Here is a 14,907-nt window from a genome sequence, read left to right on the forward strand (position 1 = left end):
CCGCTCGGGAGGCCGATCTGCTACGGCAGGCGCTGTCGCAGTGGCGGGGCCCCGTCCTGGCCGACGTACCATCGGAAACGATCCACCGCGACCAGGTTCCCCCGCTCACCGAAAAGCGCATAGGAGCGCTGGAGCGCTGGTTCGATCTCTGCCTCCAGCTCGGCCTGCACAGCGAGATCATCACGGAGCTGACTGCGGCGACGAACGCCCACCCGCTGCGCGAACGGCTCTGGGCCCAGCTCATGCTAACCCTCTACCGCTCCAGCCGCCAAGCGGAAGCTCTCGAAAGCTACCGGACCATCGCCGGGTTGCTCCGCGAAGAGCTGGGCCTCGATCCAGCGGAGGAGCTGCGCCAGCTGCACGAGCGCATCCTCTCCGGTGATCCCGACCTCCAGACGCCGTCCAGCCAGCCCCCGCCTCTGTTGCCGGGTGACATCGCCGCCTCGGAGATCATGGTTCACGGACTCTCCGGCGAGGTCATGAGCGAGGACGCCCAACGGCCGGCGGAGTGGCATGCGCTGAACCAGCTTCCACCCGGCGTGGCCGACTTCGTCGGCCGCGCGGAGGTAATGGCGGCTGGGCTGGACCTGCTGGCCCAGCAGAGCGCCAGCGGCCCGCGGATCCTGGCGCTCTGCGGCCCGCCCGGCGTCGGCAAGTCCGCGCTCGCCCTGCAGCTCGCCCACCGGCTCACTGACCGGTTTCCCGATGGTCGACTGTACGTGCGTCTCGACGGCGCCCTGCCCTCGCGCCCGCGCAATCCCGCTGACGTGCTGGCCGAGCTGCTGCAGATGATGGGCGCCAAGCCCGCCTCGATTCCCGAAGCCCTGGACCAGCGGGCCTCGGCCGTGCGTGCGCGCCTTGCCGGACGACGGGTCCTGCTGCTGCTCGACGACGTGGCGGACATCGCCCAGATCCTCCCCTTGCTGCCAGGCGAGGCCGGATGCGCGGTCCTTATCACCAGCCGGCAGCAGCTGGCAGGGCTGCCGGGAGCGGACGTGATGCAGGTGGGCCCCCTCACCAAGGACGAGACACGGGAGCTACTGGGACGGCTGGCCGGCCACGCCCGCATCGCGCGGGAGCCACAGGCCGCCGACAGTATCGGCGCTGCCTGCGGGCAGCTTCCCCTCGCGCTGCGCATCGCGAGCACGCGGCTGGCCGTGCGGCCCAACTGGACGCTGGCGCGGTTCGCCGCGCGGCTTCAGGATGAGTCGCGGCGACTGGACGAGCTGGCCAGCGGTGACCTCTCCGTGCGCCCCAGCCTCGAGATCAGCTACACCGCCCTCCCCGAGGAGGTCGCGACGGCCTTCCGCCACGCCGGGCTGTTCAACGGAGGCGACTTCGCCGCGTGGTCACTAGGCGCGGTGGCGGGCGTCCCCGACGCGGAGCCATTGATCGACCAGCTGCTGCAGGCGAACCTGCTGGAGGCCGTCGGCACCGACATCACCGGCGAGCCGCGCTACCGCCTGCACGACCTGCTGACCGTGTACGCGCGGGAGCTGCTCGCGGGCGACGACCCCGCCCGCGTCCGCGCCGCAGAACGCCGCCTCCTGGAGGCGCTCCTGGCTCTCGCCCACGTCTGCTATCATACCGGCGACGCGACCGCGACCGTGGACGCGCTGCGCCCGATCCCGTACGAGGCGCAGCACACGCTTTCGGAGAGCCAGCTGCGCGAGTTGTCCCGCGCGCCGCAGCAGTGGCTCCTCGCCGAGCACCGACACCTGCTCGACGCCATCGAGCGGGCCTGTGCGCGCGGCTGGCACACGGAGGCCGCCGCCCTGCTCGGCCTCATCGCCGGCTACCTCGACGTCTACGTGGGCAGGGGAGAGGTAATCCGGCTCCTCACACTGATCAGGGACGCGGCGCGCGCCGCCGGCAACGAGGGCGTAGCGTGGCGTGCCGAGTACGAGCGGAACCACCAAAGATTTAGCCAAGGATTGCTCGCGGAGGCCGCTGCCGGCTTTCAGCAGTGCGTGGAGGTGTTCGAACGGCTCGAGATGCCGTATGAGCTGGCACACGCTCTCTGCGCGCTCGGGTACTGCCTCTATCACGCGGGGGAGCTGGAGGAGGCCGTAGCGACGTGCGGGCGCGCGGTGGACGCCGCGGAACACCTCCGGGACGGCCTGCTCACGGCCGCCGCGCTCCGCGACCTCGGCAGCGGGTTAGGCGCTCTGGACAGGTATGCCGAGGCGATCGACCACTTCAACCGAGCGACGGCGCTCGTCAAGCGGCATGGCAGAGGAATCTCGATCGCCAACGTTCTGGGCCGCCTGGCCGGCGTGGCGCTGCAGCACGGCGACCTATCCACCGCGCGGTCTGCCGTTGATGAGGCCATCGAGGTGCTGGGCAGCGACGACCCTTACGGCACCGCCTGGCTGCTCTACCTGGAAGCGAGGATCACTGTGGCGGAGGGCCGCCCGAAGCAGGCTCTTCTGCTCGCTACCCGGGCCGGCTCCTGCTTCAGGGAGCTGGGCGATCAGCGCGGCGAGTATCTCGCGAAGATCGCGGAGGGGGAGGCTCTCATCGCGCTTGGCCGACTCGATGACGCAGCCTCACTCCTGGAAGCAGCGGCAGCGGCCCTGGAGGGCCTCGGCGCGGACCTGATGGCCGCGCACGCCCGCCAGTTGCGTTCCCAGGTGGAGGCGGACGGCGGATCCATTCCCAGGCCGCCGGCTCGATCACGGTGAGTTCGCTGGCCGACCGCATCAGGAGCCTGCGGCCCAGTCCGCCTGGTGGCCGTGGAAGTCGGCCCAGCCCAGCTCGTCCTTGATCTGTGTGTAGCCCTGTTCAGTCCGCCATTGGTGATGCCCCCGAAAACGGATTCCTCTCTATCTCGCACGCGGAACCTGGGCTGATACTCGGCGTAGAAGCGCTACTACAGTTTGTGGCGCTCGTGGGTCGGTTGCGGGCGCGAGGGGAACGGGTGATGCCAAGCTTGGATTCACGGCGTGAGTTCTTACGAATAGCAGCAGCCGCTGGTGCTAGGTGCGCTTGTCGAGGACCTCACGGCCGGCCACCGAAGTGAAGCACTCGGTGATGAACGGGGTGTCCTTCAGGATGTCCAGCAGGTCGATGCTGCCCCACCGGCGGACGGCCTCGGCTTTGAGCGCGCCCAGATTCTTCGGCTCGGGCAATTTATCCAGCTTCGGCACGCTCACCCACGGCTTGCCACTGCGAGTGATGATCCGAACCCCGCCCGAGGTCCCTTCAGCCAGGCCGGTGTCGAGCCTGGTCAGCGCGCCTGTCAACCGCTGCTTGAGGTCGGCGACGAACGCGGTGGTGTCGATCGGCTTGGTCAACGCGGCGTAGTGGACGTCGCGGTTGTCCTCGAAGTCGCCCGGCAGGTCCTCATCCGGCTCCTTCCACCGGCCGGCACCCTGGACGTAGACCTCGCGGCGCCGCAGCGCCTCCCGCAGCGCGATCAGCACGCACAACTCATACGGGATGCGTTCCACCTGGCTGTCCTCATCGACCACGCCGTCCCGCCACGCTTTGGGCACCACCCCCTCAACCGCTACGCTCTCCCCGGCCGCATAGAACTTCTGGTCGGAGCCGACACCTGCGTGGCGGGCCAGCAGGTCGATGGCATCCATCACGGGCCGGTAGGCACTGTTGTTGCACTTGAACTTCAGCGCCGCCAGCAAGGGCGCTGCATCCGCCGGTAGTAGTGGGAGTAGGAACTACGCAATTGGCAACGGACCCGCTCGGCGATCCTGCACGCCAGCGAGCCTCCGACAGCCGTCTTCGACGCCGGCGACGCCCAGGCCCTCGGCGTGCTGGAGGCGGCCAGGCAGCACGGGATCACCGTCCCCGGTGACCTGTCCCGTCATGTCCTTCGACGACACGCTGGTGGCGGCCATGGCGTGCCCGCCGCTGAGCGCCGTACGGCAGCCGTTCCGGCAACTCGGGCGCGAGGCCAAGCGGGTGCTGATGCCGCTCGCCGGCGGCAGGCCCCGGCGGCCCTGCGGATCGAGCTCGCGACGGGGCTGGTCCTGCGCACCTCGACCGCGCCGCGGAGCGCGGGGCACTCGTGAAGGGTCCGGCACGCGGGCGCCCGAAACCTTTTCGCGCCCCGGCCCGGGCGGCCGGGCTCATCCCGCCCCCAGCGCAGAGGTGACGATCTTCTCCAGGGTTCCCTCCGCGCGCAGGACCCTGGCGATCGCGTGGCCTGGGGCCTCGTGGTGGACGACGTGCACGCCGGGCAGCCCCGAGAGCCGCCGGACGGCCCGTTCGTCCAGGTCGAGTCGGCCGACGTGGAGGTGGATCCGGCTGTCGTGCCGCCGCCCCCGGAGGAAGGCGCGCAGGTCGTCATGGGTTTCCTTGGCGCGGCTGCCCCATCGCCGCCGGAGCAGCGCCTTCGACCAGCGGAAGTCCTTCGAGGCCCAGCGGCGCAGCAGCCTGAGGTCGGTCTGCGGGCAGAAGGCGTGGATCTCGTCGGCGCCGGCCAGGACGCCCGCCACTATGGCGGCGAAGCCGCCAGCCGAGGCGCCGACGAAGACCACCCTGGTCGCGTCGGCGTCCCGGGCGATCCGCGCCACGCGCCCGGCGACCTCCGGGAGCGAGTCACCCAGCCCGCGTGCGCCCGACCGGTACCAGGCCTGCCTCAGGTCCCTGATGAAGCAGGTGGACACGTCCAGCGACTGCGCGAGCCCGATGAACTCGTAGTGGGACACCGGGGCGTCGCCGCTGAGGCCGGAGAAGGCGACGAGCAGCGGGCGGCCCCGGCGGGCGTCCAGCAGGAACTCGCTGACGGCGGCGCGCGCGAGGCTCATCACCTGCCCCGACGGTGCGATCATGGCAGCGCCCCCGCTCTGTCATGCGGCCGGGTCACCCTGCCCTCCCCGCCGACGGTCGTGAGCCAGTCCGCCAGGCTCGCGTAGGCGAGAGCCGCCCCCTCGTCGGTGACGATCCCGTGCCCTTCGCCTGCCAGCTCGACCGGCGTGAGAGCGGGGTGGTCGCCCGCGTCCGCGAGGACCTGCGGCAAGGGGATGCGCTCGTCGGCCCGCCCGTGGATCGCGAGCAGCGGGACGCGTGCGAGGCGCTCGTGACGCGGCTCGGGCAGCGGGAGCGCCTCGCGGAATGCCTTGACCGCCGGGTGCGACGACGCCTCCAGGGTTTTCGGGCTCAGGAAACCCGACAGGGAGACCAGGCCCGCGCACCGGGCACCTTCGGACACCGCCCGGCCCGCCAGGTACGCGCCGTAGCTCCAGCCGGCCAGCACCAGCGGGAGGTCGTCGCCGGCGGATTCCGCCAGGTTCACCACGTCGAGCGCATCGTCGACGCCGTACCGGCACGCGTTCGGCGAGAACCGGGACCCCAGAGAGCTGCTGCGCGGGTTGACCGCGACGACCTCCCAGCCGAGCCGGCAGAGAAAGGCGACGAACGGTGAGTAGACGGGCCACACCGAGGAGTGCGGCCCGCCGTGCAGCATCATGATCCGGCCGATCGGGCCGTCCTGCGGCGTGTGCACGATCGCGCAGGCCTCCCCTGCGACGTCGGTACGCGCGGTGTACGGCAGGGCGGCAGGGCCCGCGGAGCGGCGGTTCAGCTCTGCGGCGAGCTCCGGCACGCTGCCCGCCGTGACGACCGACGAGGGGGTGTACGGGTCGGCCCAGACCGCGGCGGCCCGGCCCGGCAGGACGATCAGGTTCGACAGCGCTCCTTCGGGGAGGGGCAGGCGCTCCGTGACCTGGCGGGAGCGGGTGGACCAGCCCACCAGCTCCTGCCGCGGCCACGCCTCGTACCGCAGCCAGAGCGTCTCGTCCTCCCACGCAGGGCCTCCGACCGTCGGCGCCCGCCACCTCCCGATCACCTCGCCGCTCGCGGTGTCGGTGACCTCGCAGACGCTCATCCCGGGATAGGCGCGCCGCTCTCGGTAGGAGAGCGGCGCGTCGGGATGGGGCGTCGTCGGAGGGGGAGCCTGTGCGGGCACGTCCGAGGCCGTCCAGCTCCGGCCGTCGTAGGCGGACCCCTGCAGGACGTCGCCCGAGACGGGATCGCCGCTCCACACGCGCAGCGACGCGCCGCCCTCGACGTGGTGGAGCCAGTGACCGGCCTGCTGGTGCCGCAGCCAGCCTCCGGGCGTGTGCTCGTAGAGCCACCGGCCGGAGTGACGGTCTCCGCTGGCGAACAGCCGGCCGTCGAAGACCGTCAGGCAGCGTTCGGCGCCCGAGAGCGCCCCCACCCGGGCCCGGTCGAAGTCGGGGCCGAGCGCGGACGCGGCGTTGGGGACGCGCTCGCCCAAGGAGAGGATCATGACCACCTGGCTATGGGCGCGTGGGCGGCGGCGGCCAGGCCGGCGATCGCGGCGGCCAGCTCGTGGCGCAGCTCTGCCGAGGAGTCGAACCGGTTCCCTACGGCTGCGATCCGCTCGACCGACCCCACCGTCCCCGTGCCGCCGACGAAGGTCATGCCGACCGTCGCGATCGCCGCTTCGGTGACCAGCCCGCAGCGCGCCGCGTGCGTGGTGATGTCGCGCCAGGTGCCGGGATCGTCGGAGTCGACGGAGAGCATCGTCGTCGCCCACTTCACCACTCCCGAGGAGTCGCCGGCGCCGCCGGCCGCCTTGAGGTGCGACTCCGCGACGATCTTCATGTTCTCCGCGCTGACGAGCCGGTCGTAGGCCGAGCGCGCCCGGCTTATCCGCTCCAGCTCCAGGGCCGTCTCCAGCGAGCGTTCCATGGCGGCGGACTGGCCGTGCGCGTCTCCGGTGCGCATGGCGACCAGCGCGGCCAGGCGGGAGACGCGGCTCTGGAGCAGGGCGCGGAGGAAGTCGTCGAGGTCCGTCTCCGCCTCGGCGTACCCGCTCCACGCAGCCCGCACGTGTGCGGTGGCGCTGTCCAGATCTCCCTGTTGGCGTACGGCCATCGCGCCGAGCTGAACACGGCCCAAGATGCGCAGCACGGGATCCGCGCCCGACTCGGCGACGCTCTGGAAGACCTGGCGGGCCTGCGGGTTGTAGATGCGGAGTAGCACTCTGCCCACCTCGTACAGGACGCGGCCGCCTGGGACGCTCAGCAGGTGGTCGGACGACACGTTCCGGACGAGAGGGACGGCGACCGCCTGCTCGGTGATGCAGTTGAGGCAGGAGAGGACCTCCGCCTGTCTCGGCAGGGTCAGGTCGTCGAAGGCGGCGATGTCGGCCCGCAGGGCGGCCAGCCCCTTGCTCGCCCGGCCGCCGGCCTCTCCGGAGCGCAGGCCGACGTCCGCGTCCGCAAGCCTCAGGGACCGTACGAGCGACGCCCGCAGCCCCGCGGGCATCAGGATGGACGACATCGGGGCGCCGCCACCGAGATCGCCGGTGGCGAGCAGCGGCGCGTGCCGGATGTGCAGGGGACCGCGCTCACTCTCGCGAAGAGTGATCATCGTCTCCCAGACCCGGTGCACGACGGCCGTCGGCGGTGCCTCGACGACCGTGCGCTCGGCGGTGCCGGGGGCGCTCATCGTCTGGGCGTCCACTGGTCCCCCTGCCTGACCAGAAGCCGGTTGCGGGCGTCCTCGACGCTCTCGACCGTCACCTTCACCGTGCGGTCGGCCAGCTTGAACTCGCCGCTCTCCCCTGGCTTGCGCTCGTCGATCCAGTCGTGGAAGTCGTCGAGCGAGTGCAGCGCCATTCCCTCGACGGACCTGATGAGGTCGCCGGGACGGATGCCTGCCTGCTCGGCGGGCGAGCCCTGGATGACGTCGTAGACCAGCAGCCCCTGGTCGGGCGCGCCACCGACGAACTGCAACCCGGCCAGCGCGTACGGGGTCGGCTTCCCCGGGCGCTCTTCAAGGTGGGCGGCCAGGTCGCCGACGCCTTGCCGCCAGTGGCGCGAGTGTCCGTCGAACTCGAAGAACCCGACGCCGTGGGCAGGGAATCCGGAATGGATGAGCCACAGGTCGCATTCCGGCCCGACGTTCACGCCGAACATCGCGAACGAGGGCTGGATCTGCAGGGACAGGTGCGTGGTGTCCTTGCCGAACGGCAGGACCCAGTCGAGGGCCAGTAGGCGGTTGGGGATCACCTTCCTGACCGTGCCGGTGAAGCTGAGGAACCGCTCGCCGCTGACCTTGCCCCGGGCCTGCCAGGTCAGGTGGAACGGCGCGCCTTCCTCCAGCGGCATGCTCGCGCTGGTCAGGCCGAGCCACCGGGTCAGCCCCTCCTCGGTGCTGAGCTCGCTCCAGATAACCTCCGGGGCCACCCGGATGTGCTGGATGAAGTCGATGGTGTTCTCCGTGCGCGGCCATGGGTGCAGATTCGCCATGTGAGCCTCCTTCAGGGTTGTGGTGTCGGTCAGATGGTCGTCTGGTAGGCGTGCCAGTCCTGCGGCCGGACGGCCGGTGGGCCGGTACCGGTCTGATGGCGGAATCCCGTCGTGGCGCCGGTGGCGGGCTGCCGGCCCCGGATGATCCTGGGGCCGGTGGTGGGTGACTGCGTCCGGACGCCGAGCGCCACCACGTCGCCGTCGGTGATCGCGATCCAGTCGGCGTCGGAGTCGTCGAGGCGGACCCAGCGCCGGGCCGCCGCGACGCATATCTCCGTCCGGCAGGCGCGTTCGCCCAGGTCGAGGTGGAGGCCGTACTCCAGGTGGAGGGTCCAGTCCATGGGGTGACCGGCCGCGACCGCGTCGTCGACGAAGGCGTCCGTCGCGGGCTCCAGCCGGTCGGCGAGCGCGGCTCTGATGGTGGGGCAGGCGCCGTACAGCTCGTGCCGGAGTATGCGCAGGGCGGAGAACGCCAGGATGCGCTCGCGCGACTCCGGCAGCGCCGTGATCAGGCCGGGCGTGGGGAACGTGGCTCGCGCGCTCACGCCAGGGCCGCCACGCCGCGCGCCCGCCGCAGGTCGGAGCGCCATTCGTCCAAGTCCTTCACGCGGTCGCGCTCCACGGTGAGGGTCGCGATGCGCCGGCCCTCCTCCCACGTACGCTCCAGCAGCCGCCACGACTCCACCGAGACGGGCCGGTCGTGGGAGTCCACGATGAACGAGGGGTCCAGGTCAGAGGGGCGGTAGCCGCTGATGTGGCAGTGGGCGATCTCCATGCCGACGCTCAGCCACACGTGCGCGGCGTCGCCGCCGTTGCGCTCGGCCACGATCGCGTTCGACAGGTCGAAGAGCGGCCGGACCCCGACGGCGCGTCCCATCTCGGCGAAGAACGCGGCCTGCCCCTTGCCCAGGGGCGAGCACGACGGGAAGTTCTCCAGCAGGAGGTCATACCCGATGAGGTCGCGCCACTGCTCGATCGCGGCGAGGAGGGGCCGCGGCCGCTCGTAGTCGACCTCCACCATGTCGGGCAGGAACTGGTCGCCGGCCATGTGCACGCCGAGGTGGTCGGACACGTAGACGGGCCGGACGGCGTCGAGGAGGCGACGCATCCTGGCGGCCAGCTCGGCCAGCTCGTCCCGGGTGCGGTGCAGAAAGCGCGAGGACATGATGTGGATGCCCGTAGGCCGCCCGTCCATCTTTCGCGCGAGCTCGCCGGGATCCACTCTCAGGAAGTTGTCGAGCATCAGCTCGAAGTAGTCGACCAGTCCCTCGGCCCAGTAGGCCTCCGCGTGGTCGAATCCCCGCGGCGAGGTGACGTTGACACCGATGATCACACTTGCTCCTTGGACATCGACAAGACGTAACGGTGCGCGCTCCGGCGCAACGCGCCGTCGCCCAGCAGCCAGAAGCTCAGCGCCACCAGCAGCAGCACGCCGGCCAGCAGGAAGGGCCGTGCTCCCGCGAAGGCGACGGCGGGCGCCATGACCAGCGGCCCGACCGGCATCAGGCCGCGGATGAGCATGCGGTACGCGCCGACGGCCGTGGCCTTGGCCTCCGGCTCGAAACTGGCCTCCAGGTAGGACATGCGCGCTATCCGGGCCATTCCTTGGGGGAGGTAGAAGAGCGCGATTCCCGCCAGCAGTCCGGACGTCGTCCCGGAGAGCGCCAGGACCAGCAGCCCGGCCGAGCGCAGGGCCGGCTCCAGGACGACGGAGACCAGGAGCCAGTGCCCGCGGCGGGCGTACGTGCCGAGGACCGAGCCCGCGAGCGTGGCGAGTATGCCCGCCGAGCTGGCCCAGGCGATGCGGTCGAGCGGCAGGCCACGCTCGACCACCAGGAGCGGGACGGCGAACATCACCGCGACGGCGAGAAAGTTCATGATCGCCAGAGCCAGCGCCGGCGATCGCACCAGGGGTGCGCGGAGCACCATGCCCAGTCCCATCGACCTCGACAGGCGGGCGGGTGGGCGGCTCGCGCCGTCTCTCCCTGTCGCCTTCAGCCGCCGGGCTATCGGGATCATGAGGGCGAGGCCGGCGGCGAAGCTGAGCGCGTCGAAAAGGATCAGAGTGCGGTGGCCCCAAGCTCCGACGAGGATGCTCGCTAAGACGGGTCCGACCGCGAGGCCGACGCTCATCAGCGTGCTCGTCCAGCTCAGCACCCGGCCGACGAGCTCCGGCCGGTCCGGCGGCACGATCTGGGACACGCGCGCCTGCCAGATGATGGCGATCGCCAGGCTCAGCATGCCCAGGGCGAAGGCGGAGACGTAGGCGGCGGTCGCCGCGTGCTCCGACGTCCACGACGCCCACAGGGCGAAGCAGCAGGCGGCGGATCCGGCGAAGGCGCCGAGCAGAACATGGTGGTTGTGCGCGCGGTGCCGGTCCAGCCAGCCGCCGACGGCGCCGCCGAACAGCGGCGGCAGGGCGATGAGGAAGCCGAGCAACCCGAGGGAGAGCGGATGGCTTCCGTGCACGGCGTGCACGAGAAAGACGTAGTGCAGCAGTTCGTCGCCGGCCACCGAGATCGTCAGCGCCGCCGAGCCGAAGGCAATGTACGGCGGAAAGGCGCGCGGCATCTTTCTCCTCCGGGTGCGTGGGATGACCGGAAGGGAAAGCCCGGGCCGTTTCCGCGGCCCGGGCATCACCTCAACCGGTACGGTGAGCGTTCACCGGATCAGTAGCACTTCTGGCAGATGACGACGTTGAACTCGTCCTCGACGACTTCCTCGGTGATGATGACGGCGTCCATGGCAATTCCTCCATTTTTCGGCCGGGCGCCGGCTCGGAATTCTTTTCCGTTCCGGCGGTGCCCGACTTCCGATGAGCAAGACATTGCCATGAGTTCCGCGCCGAGTCACCACCTTTCGGCTGGCATCAACGCGCGGGCAACATGGTGCCCAAAAGGCGGCACTGAGCTGCCAGGTCAAATCCTGCCACCTCCGCCGCGGCGACGTGCGCCGGCACGGCGTGTAGCGTGCATATCGAAAACCTGCGACGACCATCACGAGGTGCGGAAAATGCTCTTCCACTACGCGCACGAATTCATCACGTTCTGCTCGTTCTTCACCGACGGATTTTCTTGGGGGTAGTGTCGGTGTGCATTTAGTACTGATCAGAATGACCGCAAAGGACGCGCAGGCGACGGAGCCTCAGCTTCAGCAGATAGCGGACGCGTTCTGGGCGCACTCCCGCGCCGACGACCTCCTCGAGCACGTCTACGTCAGCACGGGCGGCAACGGGCTCGGCATCGCGATGTACCTGTCCCACGCGGACGGGCGAGCGGCGCGCACGGCGGCCGTCACCGTTTGCAACCGGGTGCTCGAACACTGCCCGGCGCTGTCGCCGTGGACCCTCGACTGAAGGAGCCCTCATGACCCATGCGTCCTCCGTCCGGCCCGGGGCGGCGTGGCTGGACAGCCGGCGTCACCGCCGCCTGCTGCGCAACCATCCCGCCGGCGTGGTGATCGTGAGCTTCCGGCACGCGGGGCGGCCGCACGGATTCACCGCGACGTCGTTCACCTCCCTCTCCCTCGACCCGCCTCTCGTGGCGGTCGCCGTGCAGGAGGGGAGCGCGTCGAGCGAGGCGCTCGCGGCGGCCCCGAGCTTCGCCGTCAACTTCCTGGCCGCGGGGCAGGAGCGGCTGGCGCGGACCTTCGCTTCGCCCGTGGCCGACCGGTTCGCGCCGCCCACGCTCTCGCGGCGGCTGGACAACGGTGATCCGGTCATCATCGGCACCCGCGGCTGGCTGTCGTGCGCGACGCACGACAGGATCGCCGTCGGGGATCATTTGCTGGTCATCGGCGTCACCCTGGACGGCGAGCAGGACGACCAGCGGCCCCTGCTCTACGGCGGCCGGCGGTATCAGACGATGGCGCCCCTCAACCCGGGTCCGGCGGCGTGAGCCACCGTCACAGCCACTCGTTCTGGGCCGCGCGGACCCCGGCCTCGAAGCGGCTGCGGGCGTTCAGCTTGACCATGAGGCCGGCGGCGAGGCGGCGCACCGAGCGCAGGGAGATGCTCAGCGCCCGCCCCGCCGCCTCGTCCGTCATCCCGTTGGACAGCAGCCGCAGCAGCTCGCGCTCCTGCACCGTCAGCCCGTCGGCGTCATGCCTGTGCTCGCCCCACGGCGTCGCCATCTCCCAGAGCAGCTCGAACAGCACGCGGGCCACCGCGACCGCGCCGGGGCTGTTCAGCACCGTGGCGCCGCGCTGGCTCTCATCGACGTCGATCGGCACGAGGGCCAGCTTCTCGTCGACGATGACGAGCGGCAGGGGCAGCGTGGGCAGCGTTCTGTTCTCGCCGCCGTGCGAGGTCAGCCACTCCACGTAGGCGCGCGTCGCGGCGTCGTTGCGGCAGCTGCTCTGGTAGATGGTCCGCAGGCTCACCCCCCGGTCGAGTGCGTCCTTGTCGAGCGGGCGGCTGGCCCCCAGCGCGTCGGCGCTCTGCGGCCCGCCGGGCAGCATGGACCAGCAGCTCTCGCGTACGGACGCGGCAAGCTCCCGCAACCTGGCCCTGACTGCCACGAGGCTGTCGAGGTGCTCGGAGTCACCGGTCTCCTTGTGGGACAGCTCGCTGGCCAGGTTGTTGATCGCGGCTCTGGCGCCGTCGAGCTCGCGCTGCCGGTTGATCAGATCGGTCTCGCGTCTGAGCAGGAGGGAGCGCAGCCCGATGCCGGGGTCGACGACCTCGATCGATCCGGCCTGCGGGTCGAAGGTCAGCAGGTGCAGCTCCGCCAGCCGATCGAGGTCGGCCCGCACCCGCGTCTCCGGCAGGCCGAGATGCTCGGCCAGCTGAGCCACACCCCAGTCCGGACGCTCACAGATCGTCTGGTAGATGACTCCGCTGGTGACGGTGAGCCCGATGACTTCGAACAATCCGGTCTGACCTCCTCTCGTGTCAGGCGACGGGATCTTGGTGCCCATACTCGTCATGGCCGGAAGGGTTCGCCACGGGTTGCCGCCGAATGGCAGATTTCTTCCTTTCATTGACAAAATCCTCGCCCCAGCAGGGCTCCTGGCCGGCGCCTCCGCCCCCTCCGCGGCCCTGAAGGCACGACAGCGTCCGGCACTCGACCCCGAACGGATGGACACCGCTGCGCAAAGCCTGGACCAGACGAACAAGAAGATCGTCAGGCTCGTCGTCGCCCAGGGGTGGATCAGCCACGAGGAGATCGCCCGGCGCGTGCATGCTGGCGGGGTCGCCTGCAAGTGTCAATCCCCTGGAAACGTGGAGACGGTTCTATGCCACAGCGGTCCTTAGCAGGGCCGATGAGGCTCGCCTCTTGTCGATCATGTGACGTTCGAATGTGATGGGCGGCAGGCCGTCGTTGGCGCTGTGCCGCCGGGTGGTGTTGTAGAAGTCGGCGATCCAGGTGGCGATCTTCAGGCGCGCTTCGGCTCTGGTGCGGAACCGGTGGCGGTGGGCGTATTCGACCTTGAGGGTGCTGTTGAGCGCTTCGGCTGCTGCGTTGTCGAGCGCGCAGCCCACGCCGCCCATGGACTGGATCACGCCCAGGCGCCGGCATAGGTCCTGGTAGCGGGCCGCGGTGTATTCCGAGCCGCGGTCGGAGTGGAAGATCACGCCGTCGATGTCGCCGCCGCGGGTGGCCACCGCCATCTGCAGCGAGGCGCTGGTCAGCGCGGCGTCGTGGTGTTCGGACATGGCGTAGCCGAGCAGCCGTCGGGAGAACAGGTCCTCGACCGTGGCCAGGTAGAGCTTGCCCTCGTCGGTGTCGATCTGCGTCACGTCGCCGCACCACAGCACGTCCGGCGCGACCGCGGTGAACCTCCGGCGGACCAGGTCCGGGGCGGCGGGCCGCTTGCCTTGCCGGGTCAGCGAGCGCGGCTTGCGGCGCACGCGAGCGACCAGGCCGAGCTCGGCCATCCGCGCCGCGACCGTGTTCTGCGACACCCGCCAGCCCGCCTCGTGCAGGTCACGGGTGATCCGCGGTGACCCGTAGGTGCCGCCGGATGCCTCGAACGAGCGGGTGATCTCCACATCCAAATCGGCTTGCCGACGTTGGCGGGCAGTCGGCTTGTCCTGGTCGATGCGGTTCTTCCACTTGTAGTACCAGGACTGCGACACGCCTAATGCCCGGCAGGAGGTGACGTGGTCGATGCCGTGCTCGGTCTTCTGGGAGCTGATGAAGGCCGCCACGCTTATCGGCCCATCGCCTCTTTGACCCACAAGACCACGGAGCGCTTGAGCACGTCACGCTCGTCTTCCAGCTCGGCGCGTTCCTTCTCCCACGCCGCCTTCTCACGGGCGTGCTGCTTGGCCAGCTCGGCCTTCTCCCGCCGCAGCCGGGCCAGTTCTTCCTGCTCGGTCTCCTCCAGCGTTCCGCTCCTATCGCCGTCGCCGTTGTAGTGCTCGGCGAGCCGATCCATCTGCACCCAATTGTGCAGCGTGTACGGACTGATCCCCAGATCCCGCGCCACATGCGCGACGGGTTTGCCGGTCTCCTTCACGATACGCACCGCGCCCGCCCGGAACTCCGGATCAAAGCGCCGCCGCGTGACTGCTGCCACGACCAAACCTCTCCCGGTTCGGTCTCCACGCTACGAGGGGAAGGCCAGGTGGCCGCTGACGGAGCGATGCGCGGCCTTCCACGCCGTGATGATCGGCTCGATCAACGCCCATTGCTCGTCGGATAAGTCGCTCGAGTACGGC

At 70.4% G+C, this 14,907-nt stretch carries 14 protein-coding genes and 2 pseudogenes; 5 read left to right on the forward strand and 11 right to left on the reverse strand.

Annotated features, from left to right (window positions below):
* A partial coding sequence (locus AB0B91_RS63385; RefSeq protein WP_358342628.1) for a BTAD domain-containing putative transcriptional regulator occupies positions 1-2,684 on the forward strand: 2,684 nt, incomplete at its 5' end.
* A 294-nt stretch (positions 2,685-2,978) separates the two neighbouring features.
* On the opposite strand, the gene AB0B91_RS63390 is transcribed toward AB0B91_RS63385, so the two are convergent.
* Complete coding sequence (locus AB0B91_RS63390) at positions 2,979-3,641, reverse strand: hypothetical protein (protein WP_358342630.1); 663 nt, start codon at positions 3,639-3,641, stop codon at positions 2,979-2,981.
* 69 nt (positions 3,642-3,710) lie between these two features.
* Here AB0B91_RS63390 and AB0B91_RS63395 point away from each other — a divergent pair.
* Together AB0B91_RS63395 and AB0B91_RS63400 are read left to right on the forward strand one after the other, a co-directional pair.
* A pseudogene (locus AB0B91_RS63395) lies at positions 3,711-3,770 on the forward strand (hypothetical protein); the annotation flags it as partial.
* A 55-nt stretch (positions 3,771-3,825) separates the two neighbouring features.
* A pseudogene (locus AB0B91_RS63400) lies at positions 3,826-3,948 on the forward strand (substrate-binding domain-containing protein); the annotation flags it as partial.
* A gap of 140 nt (positions 3,949-4,088) precedes the next feature.
* Here AB0B91_RS63400 and AB0B91_RS63405 read toward each other — a convergent pair.
* The 7 genes from AB0B91_RS63405 to AB0B91_RS63435 are packed head-to-tail and all read right to left on the reverse strand — an operon-like array spanning position 4,089 to position 10,814.
* A complete protein-coding gene (locus AB0B91_RS63405; RefSeq protein WP_358342653.1) occupies positions 4,089-4,793 on the reverse strand; it encodes a hypothetical protein in 705 nt (234 codons plus the stop codon).
* On the reverse strand, positions 4,790-6,253 hold the full coding sequence (locus AB0B91_RS63410) for an alpha/beta fold hydrolase (RefSeq protein WP_358342632.1): 1,464 nt from the start codon (positions 6,251-6,253) through the stop codon (positions 4,790-4,792). Before AB0B91_RS63410 ends, AB0B91_RS63405 begins: the two co-directional genes overlap by 4 nt.
* Positions 6,250-7,455 carry a hypothetical protein gene (locus tag AB0B91_RS63415; protein ID WP_358342634.1) on the reverse strand — a complete coding sequence of 402 codons (1,206 nt, stop codon included), beginning with the start codon at positions 7,453-7,455 and terminating at the stop codon, positions 6,250-6,252. The genes AB0B91_RS63410 and AB0B91_RS63415 overlap by 4 nt, the downstream gene beginning before the upstream one ends.
* On the reverse strand, positions 7,437-8,243 hold the full coding sequence (locus tag AB0B91_RS63420; protein ID WP_358342636.1) for a PDZ domain-containing protein: 807 nt from the start codon (positions 8,241-8,243) through the stop codon (positions 7,437-7,439). Before AB0B91_RS63420 ends, AB0B91_RS63415 begins: the two co-directional genes overlap by 19 nt.
* Positions 8,244-8,272: 29 nt before the next feature.
* Entirely contained in the window at positions 8,273-8,788 is a 516-nt protein-coding gene (locus AB0B91_RS63425; protein ID WP_358342638.1) for a hypothetical protein, read from the reverse strand.
* Complete coding sequence (locus AB0B91_RS63430) at positions 8,785-9,576, reverse strand: DUF692 family multinuclear iron-containing protein (protein ID WP_358342639.1); 792 nt, start codon at positions 9,574-9,576, stop codon at positions 8,785-8,787. The genes AB0B91_RS63425 and AB0B91_RS63430 overlap by 4 nt, the downstream gene beginning before the upstream one ends.
* Complete coding sequence (locus AB0B91_RS63435) at positions 9,573-10,814, reverse strand: MFS transporter (RefSeq protein WP_358342641.1); 1,242 nt, start codon at positions 10,812-10,814, stop codon at positions 9,573-9,575. Before AB0B91_RS63435 ends, AB0B91_RS63430 begins: the two co-directional genes overlap by 4 nt.
* Positions 10,815-11,355: 541 nt before the next feature.
* Here AB0B91_RS63435 and AB0B91_RS63440 point away from each other — a divergent pair.
* On the forward strand, positions 11,356-11,598 hold the full coding sequence (locus tag AB0B91_RS63440) for a hypothetical protein (protein WP_358342643.1): 243 nt from the start codon (positions 11,356-11,358) through the stop codon (positions 11,596-11,598).
* A gap of 10 nt (positions 11,599-11,608) precedes the next feature.
* Complete coding sequence (locus tag AB0B91_RS63445) at positions 11,609-12,139, forward strand: flavin reductase family protein (RefSeq protein ID WP_358342645.1); 531 nt, start codon at positions 11,609-11,611, stop codon at positions 12,137-12,139.
* A 7-nt stretch (positions 12,140-12,146) separates the two neighbouring features.
* On the opposite strand, the gene AB0B91_RS63450 is transcribed toward AB0B91_RS63445, so the two are convergent.
* The 3 genes from AB0B91_RS63450 to AB0B91_RS63460 form a co-directional block, all read right to left on the reverse strand.
* Complete coding sequence (locus AB0B91_RS63450) at positions 12,147-13,112, reverse strand: helix-turn-helix transcriptional regulator (RefSeq protein WP_358342647.1); 966 nt, start codon at positions 13,110-13,112, stop codon at positions 12,147-12,149.
* Positions 13,113-13,476: 364 nt separating this feature from the next.
* Entirely contained in the window at positions 13,477-14,394 is a 918-nt protein-coding gene (locus AB0B91_RS63455; RefSeq protein ID WP_358342649.1) for an IS3 family transposase, read from the reverse strand.
* Between the two features lie 2 nt (positions 14,395-14,396).
* Positions 14,397-14,765 (reverse strand): transposase, encoded by a 369-nt coding sequence (locus AB0B91_RS63460; RefSeq protein WP_358342651.1) that lies wholly within the window; start codon positions 14,763-14,765, stop codon positions 14,397-14,399.
* Between the last annotated feature and the right edge of the window lie 142 nt (positions 14,766-14,907).

This window comes from Nonomuraea sp. NPDC049141, assembly GCF_040648415.1.
In the GTDB taxonomy this organism is placed as follows: Bacteria; Actinomycetota; Actinomycetes; order Streptosporangiales; family Streptosporangiaceae; genus Nonomuraea.

Excerpts from the sequence above, each read along its gene's own strand:
- AB0B91_RS63405 (WP_358342653.1), bottom strand. The coding sequence starts at position 4,793 with ATGATCGCACCGTCGGGGCAGGTGATGAGCCTCGCGCGCGCCGCCGTC.
- AB0B91_RS63410 (WP_358342632.1), bottom strand. The coding sequence starts at position 6,253 with ATGATCCTCTCCTTGGGCGAGCGCGTCCCCAACGCCGCGTCCGCGCTC.
- AB0B91_RS63420 (WP_358342636.1), bottom strand. The coding sequence starts at position 8,243 with ATGGCGAATCTGCACCCATGGCCGCGCACGGAGAACACCATCGACTTC.
- AB0B91_RS63435 (WP_358342641.1), bottom strand. The coding sequence starts at position 10,814 with ATGCCGCGCGCCTTTCCGCCGTACATTGCCTTCGGCTCGGCGGCGCTG.
- AB0B91_RS63440 (WP_358342643.1), top strand. The coding sequence starts at position 11,356 with ATGACCGCAAAGGACGCGCAGGCGACGGAGCCTCAGCTTCAGCAGATA.
- AB0B91_RS63445 (WP_358342645.1), top strand. The coding sequence starts at position 11,609 with ATGACCCATGCGTCCTCCGTCCGGCCCGGGGCGGCGTGGCTGGACAGC.